Source organism: Jannaschia pagri (assembly GCF_019655435.1).
Lineage (GTDB): Bacteria > Pseudomonadota > Alphaproteobacteria > Rhodobacterales > Rhodobacteraceae > Jannaschia > Jannaschia pagri.
Window position 1 is genome coordinate 112,405 of the sequence record NZ_BPFH01000002.1, and the last position, 16,294, is coordinate 128,698.

Sequence of the window (16,294 nt, forward strand, 5' to 3'; positions counted from 1 at the left end):
GCCTGACCTCGGCACCCCGCGCGAGGACGACGGTCACGTCGGACGAGCGGCCCCTAGAAAGGCACATCTCCGGCCTGATCGGCGGGCATCAAGAACCGCCCCACGACCTTCTTCGTTCCGGCTTTGTCAAACGCCACTTCAAGCTTGTCGCCCTCGATCGCCTGCACCTCACCGTAGCCGAACTTGGTGTGGAACACCCGATCACCCGTGCCAAACGCGCTGACCGCGCTGGCATCGATGGTCAGGTTCTTCGCCTCAGACGGCTGCCGAATGGGTCGCGCCGCATTCGATTGCAGCCGCCGCCATCCGGGCGAGTTGTAGACGTCCGCCTTGGCGGCCTTCTCCTGCAAGTTCGAGGTCACGCCACCGCCCATGGCCGACTGCTGCGCCGCCGCCATGCCAGTCGCACCGAATCCACCGCCATAGAGGCCCGGGGGCGTCAAAACCTCTACATGGGCCTCGGGCAGTTCATCCACAAACCGCGATGGCAGCGCCGATTGCCATTGACCATAGACCCGGCGGTTGGCTGCGAAACTGATGGTACAGACCTGCTCGGCCCGCGTGATCCCCACGTAGGCCAGCCGCCGCTCCTCCTCCAACCCTTTCACGCCGCTTTCGTCCATGGACCGCTGGGAGGGGAACAGCCCGTCTTCCCAACCCGGCAGGAACACCGCCGGAAACTCCAACCCCTTGGCCGCATGCAGAGTCATCAGCGTGATCTTTGGCTCTTCCTCGGCGTCAGAGTTATTGTCCATGATCAGCGAGACATGTTCGAGGAAGCCTTGCAGGTTCTCGAACCCCTCCAGAGCCTTCACCAACTCCTTCAGGTTTTCTAACCGACCGGGCGCCTCCGGCGTCTTTTCGTTCTGCCAGAAACCGGTGTAGCCGCTTTCGTCCAGGATTTCCTCGGCCAAGCGAATATGGTCCCGCCCATCCAGCAGCTCGGCACGCCAGCGGGCGAAGCCGTTGACCAGTTCCCCCAGGGCCTTGCCGCCCTTGCCACCGATGGTCTTGGACTGCACGCAGAGCCGCGCGCCTTCCAGCAAGGAGACGCCGTTCGATCGCGCCATGACCTGAATGGTCTGTTGCGCCTTATCACCTAGGCCCCGCTTAGGCGTGTTCACGATCCGCTCAAACGCGAGGTCGTCGTCGGGCGAGACGACAACGCGGAAATACGCCATGGCATCGCGGATTTCGAGCCGTTCGTAAAACCGCGGACCGCCAATCACACGGTAAGGCAGCCCGATGGTCAGGAACCGATCCTCGAAGGCACGCATCTGATGCGCCGCTCGGACCAGAATAGCCATATCGTCCAGCGAATACGGCGCCATCCCACGGGTGCCGCCCTGCATGGCCTCGGCCTCTTCACCGATCCAGCGGGCCTCTTCGTCGCCGTCCCAATGGCCGATCAGGCGAACTTTTTCGCCCTCCTCAGCCTCGGTCCACAGCGTCTTGCCCAGCCGCCCCTTATTGCCCGCAATGACACCGGAAGCCGCCGACAGGATATGGGGGGTGGAGCGATAGTTCTGCTCCAACCGAATGACCTCGGCGCCTTCGAAGTCCTTCTCGAACCGCAGGATGTTGCCCACCTCGGCCCCGCGCCAGCCATAGATCGACTGATCGTCGTCGCCGACGCAGCAGATATTCCGATGCCCACCGGCCAACAGGCGCAGCCACAGGTATTGGGCCACGTTGGTATCCTGATACTCGTCGACCAGAATGTAGCGGAACCAAGTCCGGTACTTCTCCAACACGTCGTCATGGGTCTGGAAGATGTGGATGACGTGCAGCAGCAGGTCCCCGAAATCCACCGCGTTTAGGGTCAGAAGCCGGTCTTGATACTGGCGGTAGAGATCCACCCCGCGCCCGTCAAAAGCCTGCGCCTCATGGGCTGGGACCTTGTCGGGGGTCCAGGCGCGGTTCTTCCAATTGTCGATGATCCCGCCCAGCATCCGGGGGGGCCATTTCTTTTCGTCCATCTCGGCGGCGATGATGAGTTGCTTGAGCAACCGGTTCTGATCATCCGTGTCGAGGATGGTGAAATTTGACCGCAGGTGCAGATCCCGCGCGTCGCCGTTGACCATGATCTGCCGACCGACCAGTTCCGCATGGCGGCGCAGCAGCTTGACGCAGACCGAATGGAAGGTGCCGAGCCAGGGCATCCCTTCCGCCACCTGGCCCATCATCTTACCCACACGCTCCCGCATCTCCCGGGCGGCCTTGTTGGTGAAGGTCACGGCCAAGATCTCGTTCGGGCGTGCCCGTCCCTGGGACATCAGATGCGCAATGCGCGCGGTGAGGGCGCGGGTCTTGCCCGTGCCCGCCCCCGCCAGCATGAGGACGGGGCCGTCCAATGTCTCCACCGCCAACCGCTGGGCTGGGTTCAGCCCGTCCAAATAGGGCGCAGGCCGTGCAGACATGGCACGGGCGGAGAGGCTGGCCGCCTCCATGGCATCCGAGTCGTCGTGAAAGCTCATGGCAAACAGATAGCCCGGGCGGCCCCACAAGGAAAGCCCGTGTTCTTGGTGTGTTCCGTGTGACTTAGGGGAGCGCCCCGGGTGAAAACCCGGGGCTTGTCACGGGTCACCCGTGACACCGCAAACGGGGAGTGCGTCCTCAGCGACTTACGGTCACGGTATAATTGTCGCCGGTGAAGGTATTGCTGAACGCCAACGTCTCGCCAATCTCGGTCACGGTCCCTTGGGATCCGGCGTCGTTCACGTAGCCCAACTGATCCCCGCGATAGACCAATCGACCATCCGTCACCTTGGTGCCTTCACTGACCCAGCTGTAGGACCCATCGGCCGCGATTGTGATCGTCATCGGGCGGGTCGAGCCGTTCAACCTCACCTGCTGCCCGGTCCAAACCCCTTGAAACGCCGCAAAGCGGGGGTCCGCCGATGCCCCTGAGGGGGCGTTCGACGCGTTACACGCCGCCAGTGTGAGCGTCGCGGCGGCTGCAAAAGTTAAAAAGTATCGGCGATCCATAACGTGCTCCGTGAAAAAAGTTCTGCGACAAGGTCTTTGGTGAGACCGCACGCGACAAGATGTTACCCAATCTGACCACAATGTCTTGCGCTTTTGACGTCCCGCGCGCCGTCCAAGGCCTTTTCTTTTCGTTAGCGCCACCATACCCAATCACCGCAAGTTGCCGCTTTCTGACGATGCCGTTACGAAACCGTCACCAAATTCGACCTCGGGGGACCACATGGCCGACTTTCAGAAAATCCTCATCGCCAACCGCGGAGAGATCGCCATCCGCGTGATGCGCGCCGCAAACGAGATGGGGAAGAAGACGGTCGCCGTCTACGCCGAGGAGGACAAACTAGGCCTGCATCGCTTCAAGGCGGATGAGGCGTACAAGATCGGGGAAGGCCTCGGGCCGGTCGCCGCGTATCTGTCGATCCCAGAGATCATCCGCGTCGCCAAAGCCTCGGGCGCCGACGCGATCCACCCGGGCTATGGTCTGCTGTCCGAGAACCCGGAGTTCGTGGACGCCTGTACCGAGGCGGGTATTACTTTCATCGGTCCAAAGGCCGAAACGATGAGGAAGCTCGGCGATAAGGCGAGCGCTCGACGCGTGGCCATCGAAGCGGGCGTGCCCGTCATCCCCGCCACCGAGGTGCTGGGGGACGACATGGCCGCTATCAAGGCCGAAGCCGCCCAGGTCGGCTATCCTCTGATGCTCAAGGCCTCCTGGGGCGGGGGCGGGCGCGGGATGCGGCCGATCTTCTCCGAGGATGAGTTGGAGGAAAAGGTCCTGGAAGGCCGCCGGGAGGCCGAGGCCGCCTTCGGCAACGGCGAAGGCTATCTGGAAAAGATGATCACCCGCGCCCGCCACGTGGAGGTGCAGGTGCTGGGCGACAAGCATGGCAATACCTACCACCTCTATGAGCGGGACTGCTCGGTCCAGCGCCGCAACCAAAAGGTCGTGGAACGCGCCCCTGCCCCCTACCTCAGCGGCACCCAGCGCGAGCAAATCTGCAACCTGGGCAAGAAGATCTGCGAACACGTCAACTATGAATGCGCGGGCACGGTCGAGTTCCTGATGGATATGGACTCGGGCGAGTTCTACTTCATCGAGGTGAACCCCCGCGTGCAGGTGGAACACACCGTCACCGAGGAGGTGACCGGCATCGACATCGTCCAGGCCCAGATCAAGATCGCCGAGGGCAAGAGCCTGACCGAGGCCACGGGCGTCGCCAGCCAGTATGACGTCAAGCTGGACGGGCACGCGCTTCAAACCCGCGTCACGACCGAAGACCCGACCAACAACTTCATCCCCGATTATGGGCGCATCACCACCTACCGCGCCGCCACCGGCATGGGCCTGCGCTTGGACGAAGGCACGGCCTATTCCGGCGCCGTCATCACGCGGTATTACGACAGCCTGCTGACCAAGGTCACCGCCTGGGCGCCCACGCCCGAGGCCGCGATCAAGCGCATGGACCGGGCATTGCGCGAATTCCGTATCCGGGGCGTCAGCACCAACATCGCCTTCGTCGAGAACCTGCTGAAGCATCCGACCTTCCTGTCGAATGAATACACGACCAAGTTCATCGACGAATCCACGGATCTGTTCGACTTCCCGCCCCGCCGCGACCGGGCGACCAAGATCCTGACCTATATCGCCGACATCTCGGTCAACGGTCACCCGGAGACCGAGGGTCGCCCCCGCCCCGCCGCCGACGTGCGCGCGCCCGTGGTGCCCAAGCTGAGCACCGACACGCCCCCCGATGGCACCAAGCAGATCCTGGAGCGGGAGGGCGCCAAGGCCCTGGCCGATTGGATGCTGGCCCAGGACCGGCTGCTGCTGACCGATACGACCATGCGCGACGGGCACCAGTCCCTGCTGGCGACCCGGATGCGGTCCATCGACATGCTCAAGGTCGCGCCCGCCTATGCGGCCAACCTGCCGCAGCTCTTCTCGATGGAATGCTGGGGCGGCGCGACCTTCGACGTGGCCTATCGCTTCTTGCAGGAATGCCCGTGGCAGCGTCTGCGCGACCTGCGCACGGCCATGCCGAACCTGCTGACCCAGATGCTGCTGCGCGCGTCCAACGGCGTGGGCTACACCAACTATCCCGACAACGTCGTCCAGGCCTTCGTCAAACAAGCGGCCGAGACGGGGATCGACGTCTTCCGCGTCTTCGACAGCCTCAACTGGGTCGAAAACATGCGCGTCGCCATGGACGCGGTAATCGAGAGCGGCAAGGTCTGTGAGGGCACCGTCTGCTACACCGGCGACCTGCTCGACCCGAACCGCGCCAAGTATGACCTGAAGTACTATGTCTCCATGGCCAAGGAGTTGGAGGCCGCAGGCGCCCACGTCCTGGGCCTCAAGGATATGGCCGGTCTGCTGAAACCCGCCGCCGCGCGGGTGCTGATCAAAGCCCTGAAGGAGGAGGTCGGCCTGCCCGTCCACTTCCACACCCATGACACGGCGGGCATCGCCTCGGCCACGATCCTGGCCGCAGCGGATGCGGGTGTGGATGCCGCCGACGTCGCCATGGACAGCCTGTCGGGCAACACCTCCCAGGCGACCTTCGGCACCATCGTGTCGTCGCTCAAAGGCGATGCGCGCGACACCGGCATCGACATGACCGCCGTGCGCCGGATCGACACCTATTGGGATGCCGTACGCGCCCAATACTTGGCCTTTGAGAGCGGGATGCAGGCCCCCTCCTCCGAGGTCTATCTGCACGAAATGCCCGGCGGCCAGTTCACCAACCTCAAGGCCCAGGCCCGCTCCATGGGGTTGGAGGAACGCTGGCACGAGGTCGCGCAAATGTACGCCGACGTGAACCAGATGTTCGGGGACATCGTTAAGGTCACGCCCTCGTCCAAGGTCGTGGGTGACATGGCCCTGATGATGGTGGCCCAGGGGCTGACCACCGATCAAGTCCAAGACGCCAAGACGGACGTGGCCTTCCCCGACAGCGTCGTGGACATGATGCGCGGCAACCTGGGTCAACCCCCCGGCGGCTGGCCCAAGGGCATCCAGAAGAAGGCGCTCAAGGGCGAGAAGCCTTCGACCGAACGTCCGGGCAAGAACCTGCCCCCCGTCGATCTGGAAGCGGTGCGCAAAGAAGTCGAGGCCAAGATCGGCGAAACTGTCGATGATGAGGATCTAAACGGCTACCTCATGTATCCGAAGGTCTTCACCGACTATGCCGCGCGCCACGCCACCTATGGCCCCGTCCGCGCCCTGCCCACGCCCGTCTTCTTCTACGGCATGGAGCCGGGCGAAGAGATCGAGGCAGAGATCGACCCGGGCGTGACCCTCGTCATCCGCTGCGTCGCACGCGGTGACACGACCGATGACGGGGATGCCCGGATCTTCTTTGAACTGAACGGCCAGCCCCGCGTTATCCGTGTGCCGGACCGCCGCGTGGCGGGCACGGCGGTCAAGATGCCGAAGGCCGAGGCCGGCAACCCCAACCACGTGGGCGCCCCCATGCCCGGCGTCGTGGCCAGCGTGGTGGCCCAACCCGGGGCCAAGGTGAAACAGGGGGACCTGCTGCTGACGATCGAAGCCATGAAGATGGAAACGGGCCTGCATGCGGACCGCGATGCCACCATCACGGCGGTGCATGTCACGCCGGGCGCCCAGATCGACGCCAAGGATCTGCTGATCGAACTGGGGTAACCGACACCAATCCCCGGCTGAGGCGGAACCAATACGCCGCCTTAGCCACCATTGTCGTGGTTAATCCGGGGCATTCGACACAATTTCGCGCCCCGATCTGCACGATTTGGTCAGATCCGCTGGGTACGCAGGACCCCTCTAGTCCCGTTCCGAGTGCTCCGTCATGCGCCTGATCCGCACCTTCACGTCTTTCTTGTCGTCTTGCCAGGGCGCGGTCACCGTCGATTACGTCGTCCTCACCGCCGCCGCCAGCGGGGTTGCGATTGCCGCCAGTGGTGTCCTGAAGGAAGGGTACCGCGCGCTGTCTGTCACCGTGACGGGAGAGCTTTCGGGTTCGACCACGGAAACGGTTGGGCTGTCCTACAATGATGGCTTCGACAACGGCTCCGGCGATTGGATCGGTGGTCACGTCACGGATATGGGCGATCAGATTGGCTTGGTGCTCGGCCCTCTGGGCGGCTCGGGCGACAACGCCAGCGTGAAGCGTGATTTCGAACTGACAGACGGGATTGAGAGCACGACCATTGCGTTCGATCTCTATGCCATGGACAGCCACGACGTCAGCGACGGCGACCACGGCGCGATCTTCCTCGGCGATACGGAAATCGGTCGCGTGATCAAAAACGGGGACACCACGACATTCGTGTCAAACAACGTCGCCAACGTCGAAGTCGAATCGACGCTCGTGCAAACGGACGTGCAGCTAGGCGGCTTTGTCGGCAACCAAAGCTGGTGGCGCGACAGTCAGATGGCTCTATCGATTACGGTGACGGACCCGACCAGCTTTCCCGGGAGCAGTTCCAACGTCCTCTCCTTTGAGTTCCAGGCGAATCTCAACCAAGACACCGGCGATGAGAGCTTCCTGATCGATAACTTCTCCATCGACGGGTTGAACGACCCGGACGCTCAGTAAGGTTCGCGTCGGGGCCGCCCCCTGATCCCTTGGACAGAGGGTAGCTGACGGCTCACGGCCCCTCTGCCCGCTGTTCGGGACCTGCGACAAATTCGACGGTGTTGCCCTCTGGGTCCTGGATGAAAACGCCGCGCCAACCGATCCAATCGAAGACCTCGGTGTGATGGGGCACGCCCCGGGCGTCGAGAAAGTCTCGCAGGGCCGGTTGGGCCGCGCGATCAACGGTCAACGCCAGGTGGTGGAGCGACGACCCCGCGCCCGTCCGCGGTGCCGCCTGACCGGTTGGGTGCCCGCGCGCGGCCCCAGCCGTTTTGTCGAACAGGGCCAGCACAGTGGTATGGCCACCAAACCCGGGTGCCACCTTGAAAAACACGATGCCGCTCCTGTCCGCAAAATCCTCTAGGATCTCCAACCCCACGATGTCGCGGTAGAAATCCCGCATCCCGATGACATCGTCACAACGGATGGCGATTTCGCCCAGGGCATGGACCTTGGCTGGATTCTTCATGCGCACCAACATCCCTTCGCCCGGATGACCATTGGCGAGACGACCATTCCCGCCGCCCGCTCAAGCGTGACAGATCCCATGGATCGGAGCAATGACGACGCCGAAACCGAGACAATGACGAAACCGACCCGATCAAGCGCATTTTCCTCTTGCGCCCCCGGCGCCGGTTATCTATCTCGCCGCTACCAACCGGATGCGGGCGTAGCTCAGGGGTAGAGCATAACCTTGCCAAGGTTAGGGTCGTGAGTTCGAATCTCATCGCCCGCTCCAGTTTGGTTCTCGATCGGGTCGCCCTCTGGGCGACCCGTCGTCGTTTTGGCCCCAACCCCTGCGATAAATCGGTCGCAGCCATTTCAGGGCCGCGCCCGCTACCCTTCCGTCCTGACCGGCGTCTGCGTATACGGCGCCCGTTGTTCCCCGTCATTGGAGCCCCGCCATGCGCCGCGCCACCATCACCCGCAAGACCGCCGAGACCGACATCACCGTCACGCTCGACCTGGATGGGACCGGCACCTACGACAACCAGACGGGCGTCGGCTTTTTCGACCACATGCTGGACCAATTGGCGCGCCATGCCCTGATCGACATCACAGTGCGCTGCGACGGGGATCTGCACATCGACGACCACCACACGGTCGAAGACGTGGGTATCGCCATCGGTCAGGCCCTGACTCAAGCTATGGGCGATAAGCGCGGCATCCGCCGCTACGGGTCCTGCCTGCTGCCCATGGACGACGCGCTGGTGCGCGCGGCGCTCGACCTGTCGGGCCGGCCTTGGCTCGCTTGGGAGGTGCAGATGACCGCGCCCCAGATCAAAACCTTCGACACGGAACTGGTGCGGGAGTTCTTCCAAGCCCTGTCCACCCATGGTGGGATCACCCTGCATGTGGACGGCCTGCGCGGCGTCAACAGCCATCACATCGCCGAGGCCGCCTTTAAGGCCGTCGCCCGCGCCCTGCGCGACGCGCTGGAGGTCGACCCGCGCAAGGCCGATGCCGTGCCCTCCACCAAGGGGACATTGTGACGTGCTGACGGTTCTGGTCGACTACGACAGCGGCAATCTGCACTCCGCCCAAAAGGCATTCGAGCGGATGGCCCGCGAAACCAATGCGGGCGACATCTTGGTCACCCAACGCCCCGAAGATGTGGCCCGCGCAGACCGCGTCGTGCTGCCCGGTGACGGAGCCTTCCCGGCCTGCCGTCGGGGCTTGCAGGCCTTTGACGGGTTGGAAGAGGCCGTGTTGGAGGCCGTGACCCGCCGCGCCGTCCCCTTCCTGGGGATTTGCGTGGGCATGCAGATGCTCGCCACCACGGGCCGCGAGTATGAGGACGTGGCGGGCTTTGATCTGATCGGTGGCACCATTGATCGGATCGTGCCCTCGGATGCGGCGATGAAGGTGCCGCACATGGGCTGGAACGATCTGGTGGTGACGGGCGCGCATCCGGTCTTGGACGGGGTGAGCACCGGCGACCACGCCTATTTCGTCCATTCCTATGCCATGACCATGGCCGACCGGACCGACCGCTTGGCCCATGTGGACTACGGCGGCGAGGTCACGGCCATTGTCGCCCGCGACACGGTGGTCGGCACACAATTCCACCCGGAAAAGAGCCAGGCCACAGGTCTGCGCCTGATCGCGAATTTTCTACGGTGGGCGCCCTAGCTGTTTCGGCCCGATGGGATCGGGCCGACCAACCGGGGGGCCAGCCCCCCGGACCCCCCGGATGTATTTTTGCCGAGAAGAAGCGCAGGCTACTGCACCTTGACCCAGCTTTGACGCGCGCAGATTAGGCCTCCGGCGACGCAGCCGCGCAGGGACATCTGATTTCCCGAGAGTTGGATTTTGCCCAGGTAGACTTTGTCGTTCGAGGGCCGCCACACGCGTCCTTCGTAGGCGCCACCGCCTTGCGCGGCCATATTGCGGACGATCTGCTTACCCTTGTTGGGCGAGTTGTATTCCCCGCCCGCGTTGAACGTCCGGGTGATGGTTCCACAGAAGTTGGCACCACAGGGTGCGATGGTCACAAGCGCGTAGGACCCGTCGTCGGGTTGGGTCTGCCAAACGCCTTCGATGGGGTCAGCGGCGGCAGCGGTGGCCAGGCCCAGGACGGCCGCGACGGCCAGCGCAAAGTTCTTCATGGTTTTTCCTCCCTCGTGAGTGGGCGAAGGGTGGCGGCGGGCCACGCACTGAAGCAAGTGTGACGTTTCGGCAAAGCGCATGTTCCCTAACGACAAGTAAACCCTTAGGTCACCGCATCGCCGGATGCCCCTAGCGGCGGCCCCCCGGCCTTTCCCCCGCCCGTCGAATGCGGCAGAAGCCACGGCAAACGACCACGCCGTGCCCGGAGCCACCTATGATCCTGTATCCCGCCATTGACCTCAAAGACGGACAGGCCGTGCGGCTTGTGCATGGTGAAATGTCATCTGCCACCGTTTTCAACGACGATCCGGCGGCCCAGGCGCGGGCCTTTCAGGACGCGGGCTGCGACTGGGTGCATCTTGTGGACCTGAATGGCGCCTTCGCGGGTCAACCTGTGAATGGCGCAGCGGTAGAGGCGATCCTGGGCGCATTGACCGTACCCGCCCAATTGGGCGGCGGCATCCGCGACATGGCCACCATCGAGGGGTGGCTTAGCAAAGGGCTGTCCCGCGTCATCCTCGGGACGGTTGCCGTCGAGACCCCCGATCTGGTGCGCGAGGCCGCCCGCACCTTCCCCGGACAGGTGGCCGTGGGTATCGATGCGCGCAAAGGGATGGTCGCCACCAAGGGTTGGGCCGAAGAGACGGATGTCACAGCCACCGATCTGGCAAAACAGTTCGAGGACGCGGGCGTCGCTGCCATCATCTACACCGACATCGACCGCGACGGGGCCATGGGCGGCCCCAACGTCGAGGCAACCGAAGCCCTGGCCCGTGCCGTCTCGATCCCCGTCATCGCCTCGGGCGGGGTGTCATCGCTGGAGGATCTGTCGCGGCTTAAAGCCACTAGGGCCATCGCGGGGGCTATTTCGGGCCGGGCGCTGTATGACGGGGCGATCGACCTGGGCGCAGCCTTGGAGCTGTGCCGGGCGTGAGGCGTATGGGGCTGGCCATGGCGGGGGCCTTGCTGACCTATGGCGCCCTGCGCCTTGGCCTGGCCTGGCTGATTGAGTCTCATCCCTGCGGCGTTGCGTGGCTGCCCCGTTGGTGGCCGGACTGGGCGGCCTTGTGTGCCCGTGATCCGGGGGTGATTGCCGCCCGTGCCGTCCAGGTGGCAGACTGGCACAAAGCCCTGCCGATCATGGGGGCCTGCGCGACGTTTCTGCTGGCCGCCTGGCCGTGGAGACGTGGGTAAAAGGCGGGGCGCTTGGTCAGTGCGTTTCTTGCGGACAGAGCATAGCCCGGGACGATGGGCGTGGACCGTAATCGATGCTTTGGACTACCGCTCATCGCCGTCAAACAGAGCGGCCAAACAACCACAACGGTTCGCGATTGAGGCTCGCATGACAGGTGTTGCGCGACCCTGCGCAATGCCGGCGTCCGTGACAACATAACGCTGATGCCGACGCCCCGAATGAAGGCGCGCTCAATCCATCAGCGCTCAGCGCAGGCGGGACACCGTTCTCTCTCATACGACCGCGAAGGAGCGACCCGGTCTGACCGCCCCTGCCACACTGTGGGAGGGCGGCACCCCACTGACGCACCGCCCCAAGTCGTCGCGAGCCGCCCTATTCCGAAGTCGCAGCCCCGGTCAGCTTACCCAAGGCGCCCTGCATCATCTGAACCGCTTTGGCGTCCAAATCGACGTCCATCCCTGCGAACATCTCGTCCGGCGACTGCCAAGTCACGACGGTGCCCGCCTCGCCCTCGTGGACCAGGACGCGCAGCGGCAGGACCAGACCAGCCCGCAGATCATCCTGCATGATGGGCGAGCCAATACGCGGGTTTCCAAACACCAAAAGCTGCGCGTCGGGCAGGTCCATCTCGACGGAGGCCGCACCAACCCCATGGTCCACACGGGCAAAGACCGTAGCGCCAGCACCCTCCACCGCGGCCACCAAACGGTCCATGGTCTCGGTCACGGAATGCGGCGAGGTCACAGCCTCAAAGGCGGCGGCGGGCATGGCCGTAAGCCCGACAAAACACGTGACTAGAATACTGCGGATCATCTGTGATCTCCGGTTGAAATTGATGGTGCCTTGGCAGCTAGCCGCCCGCCAGAGCAATCGCACATCACGAGCGTGTCATCGGCAACCACTGGCCCATTGGGCCAGCGGGCGCGCGGCACGGCCCTTTCCGGAGGCGGCGGAGCCGGTCGCCCCAAGCCCATGCCAAAGCCACAGCTTAGTCCCTGGTTGGAGATGGCCCGCAGTCGCTTGGCCAAAGAGGTTCGCGTCGCGGCCCTATTCTCTGACGAAGGTTTCACCTCCTTTTCCGCGGCGCCCTGAAATCACCCTTTGATCTAGATACTCCACTGCCATTGCCGCGCCCTCCCCAGACAGACGTCTTTGCCATTGGAACCGCACAGCTAGTCCCCACCGCCCCCGTAGGAACGAGCTTAGGCTCCTTGCCGTCCAACAAATAATAGCCTCCGCACCGCAAGCGTTACGTCCTTGCCGCGTGTGGCGTTTGAGACCTCAGAAACGCGTGCGCACCCGCTCAGGCCAAGTCCGATCCCATTTTGTACCCTCCATCGGCGAAGCATTATCCGCACCACTGCCAATCAGAATGCGGTCCGGCGCATCAAGCCGCCGATCCGCGCCGAATGTGCACTGAACGAACGCAGCACCGCTTCCCGAGAGGAACGGCTCAGTCGTTACCGCGCGGCCAACTTGCCGACTGCTCAAATGACGATCAGTCGTATGGATCCCCTGGGATAGTCGCGCCGCCGCACAAGTGTCCCCCTCAAGGACGCCCCTTGGCGTCGGGGGGCCGAGCCTAAATGTAGCACACCGCCGCGCAAACCCACGCGCCCCATGGAGGCAGATAACTGGGCCGCGCCGGGCCGACTGCTTGCAGACACCTGCCCCTTGTCAGGCGGCGCGGAACCGGTCACACCGCGCCCATGTTGAAGACACGTATCATTCCCTGTCTGGACGTGGCCGATGGCCGCGTGGTGAAGGGCGTCAACTTCGTCGATCTGATCGACGCGGGCGACCCTGTGGAAAGTGCCCGCGCCTATGACGCGGCGGGCGCGGATGAGTTGTGTTTCCTGGACATCCACGCAACCCACGAAAATCGCGGCACCATGTATGACTTGGCCACCCGGACCGCCGAGGCTTGCTTCATGCCGCTGACCATCGGTGGTGGCGTTCGGACGGTGGAGGACGTGCGCAACCTGCTGCTCGCCGGAGCGGACAAGGTCAGCTTCAACTCCGCAGCCGTGGCCGACCCAGACGTGCTGGCCCGAGCGGCAGACAAATTCGGAAGCCAATGCATCGTCTGCGCCATTGATGCCAAGACCGTCGCCCCCGGCAAGTGGGAGATCTTTACCCACGGCGGGCGCAAACCCACTGGGATCGACGCCGTCGAATTTGCGCGGAGGGCGATGGAGAAAGGCGCCGGAGAAATCCTACTGACCTCCATGGACCGGGACGGGACAAAGGCGGGCTTCAACTTGCCCCTGACCCGGGCTGTCAGCGATGCCGTGACGATCCCCGTCATCGCCTCGGGCGGCGTCGGCACGCTGGATCACCTGGTGGAGGGCGTGACCGAGGGCGGCGCCTCTGCCGTGCTGGCCGCCTCCATCTTCCACTTCGGGACGTACACCATCGGCGAGGCCAAATCCCACATGGCCGCCGCCGGCATCCCCATGCGGATGGAATGACCATGCATCAGATCGATCGCCTCTTCGCCACTATCGACGCCCGCAAGGGCGCGGATCCGGCCAGCAGCTGGACCGCCAAGCTGCTGGCTAAGGGCCCCGAGAAATGCGCCGAGAAGTTCGGCGAGGAAGCCATCGAGGCCATTATCGAAGCCGTCCGTGGCGACCGTGACAGCTTGATCGCCGAAGGGGCCGACGTGCTGTTCCACTTCTGCGTGATGCTGGCCGCGCGCGATGTGTCTTTGGACGAGGTTATGGCGGAATTGGCCCGGCGCGACGGGACCTCGGGCCTGACCGAAAAGGCAAACCGCCCAGGTCCATAAGTCGCGCTGCCTTTGGCGTCGACGTGGCGTACACCCAAGTGCAAGACGACGCGCCGGGTGCGGAACCATTGCGCCGTCTTGCGGGCCACTGCGAAGCCAACCTGCAAACAGGCCCCCCAGCAGCACACCAACCCTAGGGAGAATCCCAAGCGCAGTCCACATGCCAAAGGGATTTATGGGGTCTGGCGGTTAAAGGCGGGAACTTATGATACCCGTTGCAAAGCCGCCGTGTCGCAACTCGCCAAAAAGGCGCTGATACTCGATTTTTGGGCACCTATCCTGAACAATCGGCACGCCAGCCGACGCACAGAGGGCCTCGGCTTCGGGGCTGACGATTCCAATCTGGAGCCAAACACAGATTAAGTTTGGCTGGGTTCGGAGCCCTTCGGCAACGATCTCTGGCACGGCCTCGGGTCGGCGAAAGATATCCAGCACATGCACTGGCGGCGGCGCGTCTGCGATACTGGCCACCACCTCGGCCCCAAACAAGTCGTGGCCCACATGCCCCGGGTTCACCGGTATGACTCCGTATCCACGCAAGGTGAGGTAGCGCGCCACGTAATGGCTTGGCCGGATCGGATTGGGGGAGACGCCGACGCAGGCAAAGGTCTTGGCGCGGGTCAAAACATCGCGCAGGAAAGCATCGCTTGGCTGTGTCGTCATCCCCGGAGCGAACATCAAAAAAAGGCCCGCGACAAGACTGGCGCGGGCCTCAGGTATGGAACGAGGGACAGTGAACCGAGGGCGGGAGTTCCAGCCGCCGCCCTCCACAGGTACATGGGAAACCACATGCCTGTGGAAAAGGTTCCGTCACGGGGATGTTATTTTTGATTTTCTTGGATCGGTCCTGGGACAACGGGGCCTCGGAAGTGAAACAACGGCGGCAGAGAGGCCGTTTTTCATAAATTTGTCAGAACTATAGCAGGGTTCCCCCCGCACGACAGCACGCCACGCGCCGCCGTATGACTAGCCGCCCTTTGCGCTGATGCCACCGGCGCCTTCCTCAATCGAAGATATCTTCGATCTCGTCCCAAACGTCTTTGACCAGTTTCTGCCAGGGGTTTTTGCGCTTCTTCGGCTTCTTGCGCTTTTTCTTAGGGCGCATCGGGACCGGGTGCGGCACGGGCTCATGGGACGCTGCAGCTTGCGCCGCCGCTGGCTTCAGGGCCTTGAGTTTGGTGAGCGGCGCGCCGCAGGACCCGCAGGCCAGCGCGTGTCCGTCCCGCGCCGTCGCCCGCAGCACTGTTCGCCTCTGGCAGTAGCAGCAGGTGGCCACCTTGACGTCAGGCACGCCGTGGCTCCGTCAACGCATAGAGCCCCACAGCCGCCGCGTTGGACACATTCAGAGACCCAAACGCCCCCGCTGGATCGATCCGCACCATCTGGTCACACAGACTCCGCGTCCGCTCCCGCAGACCAGGGCCTTCGGCGCCCAGAACGATGGCCGTGGGCACCTGGGCCAGTTCAAGGGCAGCCGTGTGCAACGTCTGCGGCGCCTCGCCATCAAAGCCGATGACCGTATAGCCCATGTCCTTCAGCCGCTCTAACCCGTCGCCCAGATTGCCAATCCGAAGGTAAGGCTGCCGCTCCAAAGCACCGCTGGCCGTCTTGGCCAGGGCACCGGTTTCGGGCGCCGAATGGCGGGAGGGCGCGACCACGGCGCGTGCGCCAAAGACCTCCGCCGACCTCAGAATCGCGCCCACATTGTGGGGGTCGGTCACACGATCGAGCAGGACAATAACCGGCGCGCCCTGCCCCGGCTGCGCCACATCGGCCAACTTTCCCCAATCCAGGGGTTTGACCTCCAACGCGGCGCCTTGATGAACGCTGCCCGGATCCAGGGGCACGGGAAATCTGCGCGGATCGGCAATCTCCGGCGTCATGCCGCTGGCGGGGACAACCTCACCCAGCCGGTCGGCGGCGTTTCGGGTCAGCACCAGACGCAGACGCTCCCGCATGGGGTTTTGAAGCGCGTCCCTCACCGCGTGCAAGCCGAACAGCCAGACCGTTTCGCGCGCGGCGCTGCGGCGGGCCTGCTCTTTTTCGACAACCCATTTCGGCTTTTGCGCCATCCGACGTCACCCCTAGATCACCCTT

At 63.9% G+C, this 16,294-nt stretch carries 16 protein-coding genes and 1 tRNA gene; 9 read left to right on the forward strand and 8 right to left on the reverse strand.

The window, feature by feature from the left end; translation table 11 throughout:
- Positions 1–53 precede the first annotated feature (53 nt).
- Both K5R33_RS05385 and K5R33_RS05390 read right to left on the reverse strand, forming a co-directional pair.
- On the reverse strand, positions 54–2,477 hold the full coding sequence (locus K5R33_RS05385) for an ATP-dependent helicase (RefSeq protein ID WP_220747992.1): 2,424 nt from the start codon (positions 2,475–2,477) through the stop codon (positions 54–56).
- A gap of 139 nt (positions 2,478–2,616) precedes the next feature.
- Positions 2,617–2,988, reverse strand: a complete 372-nt coding sequence (locus tag K5R33_RS05390) for a hypothetical protein (RefSeq protein WP_220747993.1) — start codon at positions 2,986–2,988, stop codon at positions 2,617–2,619.
- Positions 2,989–3,208: 220 nt separating this feature from the next.
- On the opposite strand from K5R33_RS05390, the gene K5R33_RS05395 reads away from it, so the two are divergent.
- Positions 3,209–6,649 (forward strand): pyruvate carboxylase, encoded by a 3,441-nt coding sequence (locus tag K5R33_RS05395; RefSeq protein ID WP_220747994.1) that lies wholly within the window; start codon positions 3,209–3,211, stop codon positions 6,647–6,649.
- A gap of 163 nt (positions 6,650–6,812) precedes the next feature.
- Entirely contained in the window at positions 6,813–7,562 is a 750-nt protein-coding gene (locus K5R33_RS05400; RefSeq protein ID WP_220747995.1) for a hypothetical protein, read from the forward strand.
- A 52-nt stretch (positions 7,563–7,614) separates the two neighbouring features.
- On the opposite strand, the gene K5R33_RS05405 is transcribed toward K5R33_RS05400, so the two are convergent.
- Entirely contained in the window at positions 7,615–8,070 is a 456-nt protein-coding gene (locus K5R33_RS05405) for a VOC family protein (RefSeq protein WP_220747996.1), read from the reverse strand.
- A gap of 195 nt (positions 8,071–8,265) precedes the next feature.
- On the opposite strand from K5R33_RS05405, the gene K5R33_RS05410 reads away from it, so the two are divergent.
- The 3 genes from K5R33_RS05410 (at position 8,266) to hisH (ending at position 9,734) form a co-directional block, all read left to right on the forward strand.
- Positions 8,266–8,340, forward strand: a tRNA-Gly gene (locus K5R33_RS05410).
- A 166-nt stretch (positions 8,341–8,506) separates the two neighbouring features.
- Positions 8,507–9,094, forward strand: coding sequence for an imidazoleglycerol-phosphate dehydratase HisB (hisB, locus tag K5R33_RS05415; protein WP_220747997.1), 588 nt, complete (start codon positions 8,507–8,509; stop codon positions 9,092–9,094).
- Position 9,095: 1 nt separating this feature from the next.
- Positions 9,096–9,734 (forward strand): imidazole glycerol phosphate synthase subunit HisH, encoded by a 639-nt coding sequence (gene hisH, locus K5R33_RS05420; protein WP_220747998.1) that lies wholly within the window; start codon positions 9,096–9,098, stop codon positions 9,732–9,734.
- An 89-nt stretch (positions 9,735–9,823) separates the two neighbouring features.
- Here hisH and K5R33_RS05425 read toward each other — a convergent pair whose 3' ends face one another.
- Entirely contained in the window at positions 9,824–10,210 is a 387-nt protein-coding gene (locus tag K5R33_RS05425) for a DUF2147 domain-containing protein (protein WP_220747999.1), read from the reverse strand.
- 215 nt (positions 10,211–10,425) lie between these two features.
- Between K5R33_RS05425 and hisA the strand changes: the two genes are divergently transcribed.
- Together hisA and K5R33_RS05435 are read left to right on the forward strand one after the other, a co-directional pair.
- Positions 10,426–11,145: a 1-(5-phosphoribosyl)-5-[(5-phosphoribosylamino)methylideneamino]imidazole-4-carboxamide isomerase gene (gene hisA / locus K5R33_RS05430; RefSeq protein ID WP_220748000.1), complete on the forward strand. Its 720-nt coding sequence runs from the start codon at positions 10,426–10,428 to the stop codon at positions 11,143–11,145.
- A gap of 17 nt (positions 11,146–11,162) precedes the next feature.
- Positions 11,163–11,405: a hypothetical protein gene (locus tag K5R33_RS05435; protein WP_220748001.1), complete on the forward strand. Its 243-nt coding sequence runs from the start codon at positions 11,163–11,165 to the stop codon at positions 11,403–11,405.
- Positions 11,406–11,778: 373 nt separating this feature from the next.
- On the opposite strand, the gene K5R33_RS05440 is transcribed toward K5R33_RS05435, so the two are convergent.
- Positions 11,779–12,219: a DUF302 domain-containing protein gene (locus K5R33_RS05440; RefSeq protein ID WP_220748002.1), complete on the reverse strand. Its 441-nt coding sequence runs from the start codon at positions 12,217–12,219 to the stop codon at positions 11,779–11,781.
- 896 nt (positions 12,220–13,115) lie between these two features.
- On the opposite strand from K5R33_RS05440, the gene hisF reads away from it, so the two are divergent.
- Positions 13,116–13,877, forward strand: coding sequence for an imidazole glycerol phosphate synthase subunit HisF (gene hisF, locus K5R33_RS05445; RefSeq protein ID WP_220748003.1), 762 nt, complete (start codon positions 13,116–13,118; stop codon positions 13,875–13,877).
- Between the two features lie 2 nt (positions 13,878–13,879).
- On the forward strand, positions 13,880–14,197 hold the full coding sequence (locus K5R33_RS05450; protein WP_220748004.1) for a phosphoribosyl-ATP diphosphatase: 318 nt from the start codon (positions 13,880–13,882) through the stop codon (positions 14,195–14,197).
- 189 nt (positions 14,198–14,386) lie between these two features.
- Here K5R33_RS05450 and K5R33_RS05455 read toward each other — a convergent pair whose 3' ends face one another.
- From K5R33_RS05455 to rlmB, 3 genes are all read right to left on the reverse strand, one after another.
- A complete protein-coding gene (locus tag K5R33_RS05455) occupies positions 14,387–14,860 on the reverse strand; it encodes a CoA-binding protein (protein WP_220748005.1) in 474 nt (157 codons plus the stop codon).
- Between the two features lie 340 nt (positions 14,861–15,200).
- The gene (locus tag K5R33_RS05460) at positions 15,201–15,488 is read right to left on the reverse strand and encodes a hypothetical protein (RefSeq protein WP_220748006.1); all 288 of its coding nucleotides are present in this window, start codon (positions 15,486–15,488) and stop codon (positions 15,201–15,203) included.
- On the reverse strand, positions 15,481–16,269 hold the full coding sequence (rlmB, locus tag K5R33_RS05465; RefSeq protein WP_220748007.1) for a 23S rRNA (guanosine(2251)-2'-O)-methyltransferase RlmB: 789 nt from the start codon (positions 16,267–16,269) through the stop codon (positions 15,481–15,483). Before rlmB ends, K5R33_RS05460 begins: the two co-directional genes overlap by 8 nt.
- Between the last annotated feature and the right edge of the window lie 25 nt (positions 16,270–16,294).